Origin of the sequence: Oceanisphaera sediminis (assembly GCF_039539745.1) — a bacterium.
Lineage (GTDB): Bacteria > Pseudomonadota > Gammaproteobacteria > Enterobacterales > Aeromonadaceae > Oceanimonas > Oceanimonas sediminis.
In genome coordinates, this window is record NZ_BAABDS010000035.1 from 46,384 (window position 1) to 55,745 (window position 9,362).

At 55.7% G+C, this 9,362-nt stretch carries 8 protein-coding genes; 7 read left to right on the forward strand and 1 reads right to left on the reverse strand.

The annotated features are described in order from the left end of the window. Positions 1–171 precede the first annotated feature (171 nt). Positions 172–1,161: a LysR family transcriptional regulator gene (locus tag ABD827_RS11155; RefSeq protein ID WP_344964863.1), complete on the reverse strand. Its 990-nt coding sequence runs from the start codon at positions 1,159–1,161 to the stop codon at positions 172–174. Between the two features lie 302 nt (positions 1,162–1,463). On the opposite strand from ABD827_RS11155, the gene ABD827_RS11160 reads away from it, so the two are divergent. From ABD827_RS11160 to ABD827_RS11190, 7 genes are all read left to right on the forward strand, one after another. Next, positions 1,464–2,690 (forward strand): aromatic ring-hydroxylating oxygenase subunit alpha, encoded by a 1,227-nt coding sequence (locus tag ABD827_RS11160; protein WP_344964865.1) that lies wholly within the window; start codon positions 1,464–1,466, stop codon positions 2,688–2,690. Between the two features lie 598 nt (positions 2,691–3,288). Then, complete coding sequence (gene proV, locus ABD827_RS11165; RefSeq protein WP_344964866.1) at positions 3,289–4,479, forward strand: glycine betaine/L-proline ABC transporter ATP-binding protein ProV; 1,191 nt, start codon at positions 3,289–3,291, stop codon at positions 4,477–4,479. 40 nt (positions 4,480–4,519) lie between these two features. Continuing rightward, complete coding sequence (proW, locus tag ABD827_RS11170; RefSeq protein ID WP_298723116.1) at positions 4,520–5,479, forward strand: glycine betaine/L-proline ABC transporter permease ProW; 960 nt, start codon at positions 4,520–4,522, stop codon at positions 5,477–5,479. Between the two features lie 48 nt (positions 5,480–5,527). Next, positions 5,528–6,550 (forward strand): glycine betaine/L-proline ABC transporter substrate-binding protein ProX, encoded by a 1,023-nt coding sequence (gene proX, locus ABD827_RS11175; protein WP_298723113.1) that lies wholly within the window; start codon positions 5,528–5,530, stop codon positions 6,548–6,550. A 96-nt stretch (positions 6,551–6,646) separates the two neighbouring features. Further along, positions 6,647–7,981 carry an MmgE/PrpD family protein gene (locus ABD827_RS11180; protein ID WP_344964867.1) on the forward strand — a complete coding sequence of 445 codons (1,335 nt, stop codon included), beginning with the start codon at positions 6,647–6,649 and terminating at the stop codon, positions 7,979–7,981. A 91-nt stretch (positions 7,982–8,072) separates the two neighbouring features. Next, a complete protein-coding gene (locus ABD827_RS11185) occupies positions 8,073–8,798 on the forward strand; it encodes an AzlC family ABC transporter permease (RefSeq protein WP_344964868.1) in 726 nt (241 codons plus the stop codon). Continuing rightward, positions 8,791–9,120: an AzlD domain-containing protein gene (locus ABD827_RS11190; RefSeq protein WP_344964869.1), complete on the forward strand. Its 330-nt coding sequence runs from the start codon at positions 8,791–8,793 to the stop codon at positions 9,118–9,120. Before ABD827_RS11185 ends, ABD827_RS11190 begins: the two co-directional genes overlap by 8 nt. Positions 9,121–9,362 lie beyond the last annotated feature (242 nt).

The following is a 9,362-nucleotide window of genomic DNA, read 5'->3' on the forward strand; positions in this document are numbered from 1 at the left end:
CGCAGATTTGTCAGCCTGCGCTTCTCCTGCAAAGACACTGGACCCCCGCCTTCGCGAGGGTGACGAGAAAGAAAAGCTAGCCCCAGTATCCACATCAGTTATGAGATATTACTTATGGCGCTGCTCGGGCCACGCGGATTGCTGGCCCGCAATAAAGATACCCTCCGCGGCTTATTCCCTTTCGAGCGCCGGGACCGAGATCCGTTCATCGTCCATGCAGCCGAGCATCCAGTCTCTGAACCGACAGAATACCTCGTTATTGACCTTGCTCTCGGGATAGGTGAGATAGTGCCGCTTTTCCCGAAACACCACTTCCTGCGCTACCGGCCTGACCAGTAGCCCCTGCTCCACCAGCGGCGACACCAGATGGTGCCAGCCCAGCGACACGCCCTGATTGTTCAGCACCATCTGTATCAGCATGTTGTAGTCATTGGCATTAAACAAATGCTTGTCGTCTCTGGAACGGGTTTCCAGGTTGATATTGAAGAAGGAGAACCAGACGCTCCAGTCCACATGCTCCGCAACCTGTGCCCTGCCGTAGGGGCTCAGATTCAGCAGCACGGTATCTCGCAGGCCCTCCAGGCTGGCAATGGCCGGGTTTTCCTGCAGAAACGCCGGAGTGCAGACAGGGTAGATAAGATCATAAAACAGGGGGGTGGAATGATATCCCTCCCGCGGATCCGTGACCTTGTTGATAAACACATCGGGATGCACACCGGGTTCCATCTGCAGAAAATTGCCGGTAGTCACCACATTGATATCGATATCCGGGTTGTCGGCAAAAAAGTCGGGCAGACGGCGCGACAGCCAGAGTCCGGAAAACGCCGGTGAACAACAGATGGTCAGGGCCGGCTTGCCGCTCTTGGTACTCTGGATACGTTCAGCCGCCTGGGCAATATTCACAAATGACAGGTAGGCTGCGTCGTAGAAGATAGTGCCGGCTTCGGTCAACTCGACCGAGCGGCCGATACGCCTGAACAGCTCCACCTCCAGATGGGCTTCCAGCTCGCGGATCTGACGGCTGATCGCCGCCTGGGTGACACACAGCGCCTCGGCCGCCCGGGTAAAACTCAAGTATTTGGCGGCGGCCACAAACGACCTGACTGCCCTTAACGAGGGCATTCTGACCAATATTTTGTCCGGTTCTACAAGCTTAACCATAATATTTTATTATCAATTCCGATAAGTTAAAGTTGCTTCTCCCAACTCTATCCTACTTATATAGTTAGTCAATCAGCCACCTTTTAATAAGCTGATTAAGCATTTTACCGGTGAAAGGATAAACCTTTATAAAATACTCCGGGCAAACTGGAAAATCATACATTGGAAGTATTTATTGTCAGCAATTATCACTTAACATGTATACCTTACTGTATTTTTAATCAGCAAACATTCAATCAGGAATGTCTGACTTCCTCTAATTAATACCGTATGTCGAAGCCGTTAAAGCAAGGAGCAGGGCAATGGAAGTTAAAATGATGACGGGCAAACTGAAGACGTTGGCGCTTATCAATCAGCGCAAGCCGCGCCACAGCCTGAGCCGTGAGCTCTACCACGATGCCGATGTCTACCAGCAGGATCTCGAGCAGATCTGGTACAAGGAGTGGATTTTTGCCGGTCACACCTTCGAAATCCCGAAGGCGGGAAATTACCTGACCCTGCAGATTGGCAGCTATCCGGTTGTTATCGTGCGTGACAACAGCGGCGATATCCGCGCCTTCCATAACAGCTGCCGCCACCGGGGGTCACGCCTCTGTACCGAGTCAAAAGGCAAGGTCGCCAAGCTGGTCTGCCCCTACCACCGCTGGACCTATGATCTGGACGGCAAACTCAAGTTTGCCGCCAACATGGGCGAGCAGTTCAACCCCGATGAACACGGCCTGTTACCGGTTCACTGTGAAGTGGTCAACAGCTACATCTATGTCTGTGTTGCACAGGATGCGCCCGACTTTGAACCCTTCCGCCGCGATGTATCCCCCTTTATCGGCCCGCACAACCTGGAAGACTGCAAGGTAGCCTTTGAGTCCAATTTGATTGAAAAAGGCAACTGGAAGCTGGTCTTTGAAAACAACCGGGAATGTTACCATTGCGATGGCTGCCACCCCGAGTTGCTCAACTCCTTCCTGGAAAATCTGGCTGTCGCGGGTGTGGCCGGGGCCGAAGATCCCGAGCTGCTGGCCCACTGGGAACGCTGCGAAGCGGCGGGCCTGCCCAGCCGCCTGGTAATGGATCCCAACGGCCGGTACCGCATGACCCGCATCCCGCTGTTCAAGAACGCCGTCAGCTATACCATGAACGGCAAACCCGCCGTCAACGGCAGGCTGGACAGTACCGACGAGCAGAATATCGGTGCCCTGCTGTACTTCAACTATCCCTCCACCTGGAACCATTTCCTCGGCGATCATGCGCTGAGTTTCCGCATCCTGCCCTTGGGCCCGGGTGAAACCCTGGTCACTACCAAGTGGCTGGTACACAAGGATGCACAGGAAGGCGTCGATTATGATCTGGACAACCTGACCAAGGTGTGGCTGGCAACCAATGACCAGGATCGCAAGCTGGTGGAGGAATCCTTCCTGGGAGTTGGCTCGCCATCCTATATTCCGGGACCTTATTCGGATATTGCAGAGAACGGCGTCTGCCAGTTCGTCGACTGGTACTGCGACACCATGAAAAAGAAGCTAAACGACTAACCACTGACATAGTCCGGCAACATGCCTCCTGGCCATAGCCAGGAGGCATGTTCATATCATACTTCTCCGATACCCCCCGCTTTCCGCACTGACTCCCTGCCTTGTTCCGAGCGCTGTCTCTGCGCGTGCACCTCTTGCTTGTTCTGCATTTCACCACCCAGCTCCCTGCAGCCACTCTTGCCATCGATGATGTTGCTTCCACCGGGTTGCGCTGTCCTCGCACACTGAAATTACCCCGAACAATAACTTATCGTTATGGTTTCCACCTACCAAACATAGTTAGACGGATCTGACCAAAAGCAATAAATTGATTGTTACAAATAAACAACAAATATCCGATGGTACTTATACATCGGCATCAATAAAGAAAGTGTTGTTAAATATTTTTAACTAATGGCATGTAGTGCCGCTGTATTTTCATGGCAATCAGGGAGATATATAACCAGGCCAAACGGATATTCATGGTCATCCTGCAGCCAACATTAATTCTGCCATATAATACGACAGTTGATTAATGCGGGCAGCCAGACAATCTGAATAGCGTTAATCATTACCGCTAAATAAATCATCGGTAATCATCACAGGGAATGTAGCAATTATGGCTGTAACGACGGAGTCACGAGAAATCCTCTCGATAAAAAATGTCTATAAAGTATTTGGCGCCCAGCCTGAACTTGCGATGGAGATGCTTAATAAAGGGGCCAGTAAAGACGAGATATTTGAGGAAACCGGTCAGGCCGTTGGCGTATTTGATGCCAGCTTTTCTGTTAACCGGGGAGAAATATTTGTCATCATGGGCCTTTCGGGTTCGGGTAAATCCACCATGGTGAGGCTGCTCAACCGCCTTATCGAACCCACCGCCGGTACCATCCAGCTCAATGGCCGCGAGATCACCGGCCTGTCGGATACCGAGCTGCTGCAGGTTCGACGCAAGGACATGAGCATGGTGTTCCAGTCCTTCGCCCTGATGCCTCACATGACGGTACTGGAAAACGCGGCTTTTGGCTTGTCTGTTTCCGGCGTCGGCGAACAGGAACGCCATGCCAGGGCCGCCGATGCCCTGGCTCAGGTTGGTTTGGGTGAGCATGGTGCCAGTTATCCGCATCAGCTGTCCGGCGGCATGCAGCAACGGGTCGGACTGGCCCGTGCCCTGGCCAATGATCCCACCATTTTGCTGATGGACGAGGCATTTTCGGCTCTGGATCCGCTTATCCGCCAAGAGATGCAGGGGGAATTGATCCGCCTGCAACAAGAGCAGGAACGCACCATCATCTTCATTTCCCATGATCTGGAAGAAGCCATTCGCATCGGCGACCGGATAGCCATCATGGAAGGCGGCCGCATCGTGCAAATAGGCACACCAAAAGAGATTTTGAACAACCCGGCGGATGACTACGTGGCCACCTTCTTCAAGGGAGTCGACGTGTCCAAGGTGCTCAAGGCCGGCGATATCGCCGAAAAACACACCGACAACCTGATCACCGTCAACGGCAGCGTACATCCCTTCACCGCCTCGACCGAAACGCCCTATAGCTACCTGATTGATGAGCAAGGCCTTCTACAGGGGGTGGTTTCTACCAAAGGCTGCAATGGCAACAATACAGATATGCAAGCCCTGCAGGCGTTGCGCATCAACGGTCACCACAGCATCTACCACGATACCCCCTTGCATGAGGTTCTGGATACCGTGGCCAACACGCCCTACCCGATCCCTGTAGTCGACCGGGACGGCCTGTTCCACGGCACCATCTCCAGAAGCCGCCTGCTGCAAACCCTGAGTCACAGCTAGGCAACCACTGTCACCATTATTCAAAGGAAGGGGTAACCTGATGTCAGATTTCAGCCTGTTAGATCCGTTTCAATATTTAAATGTGCCGCTGGGTGAATGGGTAGAAAGTATCCTGAATTACCTGGTACAGAATTTTCGCAGTGTATTCCGCAGCATTCGTTGGCCGATAGACCAGGTGCTTGACGGTATCGAGTTCGTACTGCAGTCGATCCCGCCACTGATCGGTATCATTCTCTCTTCCCTGCTCGGCTGGCAGCTGGCGGGCAAGAAGATGGGCCTGTTCTGTGCCGTCACCCTGTTCTGCCTCGGCCTGATCGGGGTCTGGTCCGAGTCCATGACCACGCTGTCGCTGGTGCTGACCTCGGTATTTTTCTGCGTGCTGTTCGGTATTCCGCTGGGCATCCTCTGCTCCCGCAGCGACCGCCTCGAGCGTATTGTGCGCCCGGTGCTGGACGCCATGCAGACCCTGCCGGCCTTCGTTTACCTGGTACCGGTGGTGATGTTGTTCGGTATCGGCAACGTACCCGGTGTACTGGTCACTATTGTGTTTGCCCTGCCGCCACTGGTACGCCTGACCAACCTGGGTATCCGTCAGGTCCCGGCCGACAAGGTAGAAGCCGGCCGCGCCTTCGGCTGCACTCCGCGCCAGATGTTGTTTCGAATCCAGTTGCCGCTGGCGACCCCGACCATCATGGCCGGCCTCAATCAGACCCTGATGCTGTCTTTATCGATGGTGGTGATCGCCTCCATGATTTCGGTTGGCGGCCTCGGCCAGATGGTACTGCGCGGTATCGGTCGCCTCGATATGGGCCTGGCCACCGTTGGCGGTGTCGGCCTGGTGCTGCTGGCCATCTTTCTCGATCGCCTGACCCAGGCGATGGGCAAGCGCTCCGAGAGCGGCAATACCCAGCACTGGTACGAAAGCGGGCCGGCCGGCATCTGCGTCCGTCTCTATCGCAACCTTCTGGGCAAGCAGCACTCACCCAGAACCGACCCTTGAACCCCTGTAAAACAAGACCGCAACAACCATCATATGGAGTATGAGAAGATGCAAATAGAGTTCAAGCAACTGACAAGGAAAGCACTGCAACTGACCGCAGCGTCATTGTTCACCCTGTCCCTCGGCGGCGCAGCCCATGCCGCCAGCCAGCCGGGCGAAGGGGTGTCGGTCACTCCCATCTTCCCGAGCATCGCCGAAGAGCGCTTTCGGGGTGAAATTGCCATGGCCGGTCTGAAAGAGCTGGGTTACGACGTGGAGGAACCCAAGGAAACCGAATATGCCGCCCTGATGCTGGCCCTCTCATACGGCGACGCGGACTTCAGCGTACACCCCTGGGAGGTACTGCACGACAGCTTTTACCAGAAAGCCGGCGGTGACGAGACCATGGTCCAGGCCGGCAGTATTATACCGGGCGTTTTGCAGGGCTACCTGATCGATAAAAAAACCGCCGATGCCTATGACATCCGCTCGGTGGAAGATTTGAAAAAACCGGAAATCGCCAAGCTGTTCGATACCAATGGCGACGGCAAGGCCGATCTGACCGGCTGCAACCCGGGCTGGGGCTGCGAACTGGTGATCAACCACCACATGAAGGCCTACGGGCTGGAGGACTATGTCAACAACAATCAGGGCTCATACTTTGCCCTGATGGCGGATACCATCGCCCGTTACCAGGCAGGCCAACCCGTGCTCTACTTTACCTGGGTCCCCCAGTGGATCGCCGGTGTTCTGGTTGAAGGCAAAGATGTGGAATGGCTGGAAGTTCCCTATACCAGCCTGCCCGGTGGTAATGAGGGCGTGAACACCATGCATGAAGGTAAAAATCTGGGCTTTGCTATCGACAGGGTAATGGCGGTGATGAACCGTGAATTTGCCGAAGAAAACCCGGTCGCAAAAACCTTTCTGTCTCAGGTGCAAATCACCACCGCCGACGAGAGCGCCCAAAACCTGAAAATGCAGAATGGCGAAAAATCAGTCAAGGATATCAAGCGCCACGCCCAGGAGTGGATTGCCGCCCACCGCACCACCTTTGACGGCTGGCTGGAACAGGCCCGTTCTGTGGCCAACTGACGCAGATCTGTTCACGGTGATTGTTTTATCCCCATGATGGGAACAGGTGCCCAGTCGGGCACCTTTTTTATTACCGACTTATACAGGATAGTGATCATGTCTTTATATCCGTTTGTAAAGGGACTGACCTTTGCCGAAGTACCCGAACATACCCGGTATCTGGTCAGCACCGCATTGCTGGATATTCTGGGTGTCGCGGCCGGTGCCCAGAAAAACAACACCACCGAGTGTATAAAAAACTATGCCCTCGCCCACTATCTGCCCTCTCGGCTGAGCAGCCGTCTGCTATTCGACGGCCGACCCGCTCACCCCCTGGGATCGGCCTGGGTCGGCGGCTTCACCATCGACAGCCTGGACGCTCATGAAGGCCACTTCACCTCCAAAGGTCACGCCGGTGCCACCGTGGTCCCGGCCCTGCTGGCGCTGGTCGATGCCTGCCGCGATCAGGGACGCACCATCAGCGGTGCCGAGTTTCTGGCCGCACTCACCGTTGCCTATGAAACCGGCCTGCGTGCCGGCGTGGCGCTCATGGACACGGCAGCCGAATACCATGCCTCCGGGGCTTTTTCCGGCATCGGCGTGGTCTGCGGTGGCGCCCGCCTGCTGGGCCTGGATGAAGAGCAGTTTCTGCATGCACTGGGCATCGCCGAGTATTTTGGCCCCCGCTGCCCCATGATGCGGTTGGTGGATTTTCCCTCCATGCTGCGCGACGCTCACGGGGCCGGCGCCTATGCCGGGCTGAACGCCCTGCTGATGGCCCAGGCCGGGATCACCGGTGCTCCGGCAGAAACCGTCGAGATGGAACGGGTCCGACATTGCTGGCAGGATCTGGGTAGCCACTGGGAAATCGATGCCCAGTACTTCAAACCCTGGCCGGTATGCCGCTGGGCCCAGCCCGCACTCACCGCCGCCACCGCCCTGCTGGCTGCCCATCCCGAGATCAACAGCGACGCCATAGAACAGGTTCGGGTGGAAACCTTCCATGAGTCGGTGCGCCTGCAGGGTCATTTTCCGGCGAATGCGGATGAAGCCCAGTATGGGCTGGCCTTCCCCCTGGCGGCCCTGCTCAGCCGGGGCCAGGTGGGGCCGAACGAGGTGACCGGCGATGCCATTCACGCAGAGGACATACTGGCAGTCAGCCGCCGCATCGACATCGTCGAAGCCGAGGGTCTGTCGGCCCGCTTTCCCCGGGAAATTCTGTCGCGGGTCAGCATACGACTCAAAGACGGCAAACACTTCGCAAGCCCGATCACCGCCGCCAAAGGCGACCCGGATACCGCCATGACCCAGGCAGAGTTCAGGGCCAAGTTCGTACAGCTGGCCTCGGTCAACTTCAGCCAGGAGCGTATCGAGTCTATTATATCGGCGGTAGACCAGCTGGAACAGGCCGGCGATTGCGGTGCATTACTCGACCAGGTATTGAATCCTTAATCGAGTATTGAGATATGACAAGGGATCCTGCACATTGGGTCCCTGACCCATTCAGCCCTGACGCCTCATGAACGTGCAAGGACAACAGAACATGCAAACAAGCAGCAAGAGCGCTTTTTTGGAAGGAGTAAGAGATTTGCTGCCCATGGTGCCGGGGGTACTGCCTTTCGGGCTGATCGCCGGGGCCAACGGCACCAGCCTGGGATTCAGCCCCGAGATGACCATCGGCATGACATTGCTGTTTTTTGCCGGATCGGCACAACTGGCGGCCTATCAGTTGATTCAGGAACAGGCGCTACCGGCGGTCATTATCTTCACCGCGCTAATGGTGAATATTCGCTTCCTTATCTACAGCGCCACCTTCGCCCCGCTGCTGCACTCATTGAAGACCCGCCACAAATGGCCCCTGGCCTACCTGATCAGCGATCAGGCCTATGGGTTGTGCTCGACTCGCTTTACGCCCGACCAGAGTGACAGGGAGAAGCTTTATTATTTCGCCGGTACGGCAGTGGCGCTGGCGGTAAGCTGGGTTGGCTCAGTCATCCTGGGCCTGCTGGTTGGCGAACAGATACCGGCCGAGTGGTCACTGGAGTTCGCTATTCCCCTGGCATTTATCGCCATGCTGGTATCGAGTATCCGTAACCGGGCATCGCTGATCACGGCGGTGTTTTCGGCCCTGGTGGCGACCAGCCTAATCCAACTGCCTTATAATCTGGGCTTTATTGCGGCGATTATCGGCGGAACCACCATCGGCCTGGTTGCCAGCTCTTTCATCACCAAAAACAGCCTGAAGGTACAGAGAGAAAACAATGGATAACCTGACACTCTGGTTGATATTCATCGCCGTCGGCATCGGCACCTTCGCCATACGGCTGTCGTTCGTTCATCTCCATGGCAGGGGAAGCTTCGATATTGGCAAGCACCAGAGGGCATTACAACTGCTGGCCCCCGCCGTGCTGGCCGCGCTGTCCATCCCAGCCATTATCTTTCAGGATAAAACTTCGCTGGATTCGGTGAGCATCACACAGATAACGGCGGCCCTGGTCACGGCCATACTGGCCTGGCGTTTCAGAGGTGTATTCTGGCCATTATGCATAGGCATGGTCATCTTCTGGATATTGAAGTTTTATAACGTTTAATCGTCCAGCTCACAAAACCAGCAGTCATTAAGCAGCATCCTATAACTGATGTGGATTCTGGAGCTAGTGCGCCTTTATCGTCACCCTCGCGAAGGCGGGGGTCCAGTGCCTTTGCAGACAACCAGCAGTCTGACCGTTCTGCACCACACGTCCTGGATTCCCGCCGTCGTGCTGAGGGCTCCCCAGTTTTTATAGGTCATGCCGAAACACCCGGCGAGAGCAAGTAAAGCCGGCTCAACCGT

Excerpts from the sequence above, each read along its gene's own strand:
- proV (WP_344964866.1), top strand. The coding sequence starts at position 3,289 with ATGGCTGTAACGACGGAGTCACGAGAAATCCTCTCGATAAAAAATGTC.
- ABD827_RS11160 (WP_344964865.1), top strand. The coding sequence starts at position 1,464 with ATGGAAGTTAAAATGATGACGGGCAAACTGAAGACGTTGGCGCTTATC.
- proW (WP_298723116.1), top strand. The coding sequence starts at position 4,520 with ATGTCAGATTTCAGCCTGTTAGATCCGTTTCAATATTTAAATGTGCCG.
- ABD827_RS11155 (WP_344964863.1), bottom strand. The coding sequence starts at position 1,161 with ATGGTTAAGCTTGTAGAACCGGACAAAATATTGGTCAGAATGCCCTCG.
- proX (WP_298723113.1), top strand. The coding sequence starts at position 5,528 with ATGCAAATAGAGTTCAAGCAACTGACAAGGAAAGCACTGCAACTGACC.
- ABD827_RS11190 (WP_344964869.1), top strand. The coding sequence starts at position 8,791 with ATGGATAACCTGACACTCTGGTTGATATTCATCGCCGTCGGCATCGGC.
- ABD827_RS11185 (WP_344964868.1), top strand. The coding sequence starts at position 8,073 with ATGCAAACAAGCAGCAAGAGCGCTTTTTTGGAAGGAGTAAGAGATTTG.
- ABD827_RS11180 (WP_344964867.1), top strand. The coding sequence starts at position 6,647 with ATGTCTTTATATCCGTTTGTAAAGGGACTGACCTTTGCCGAAGTACCC.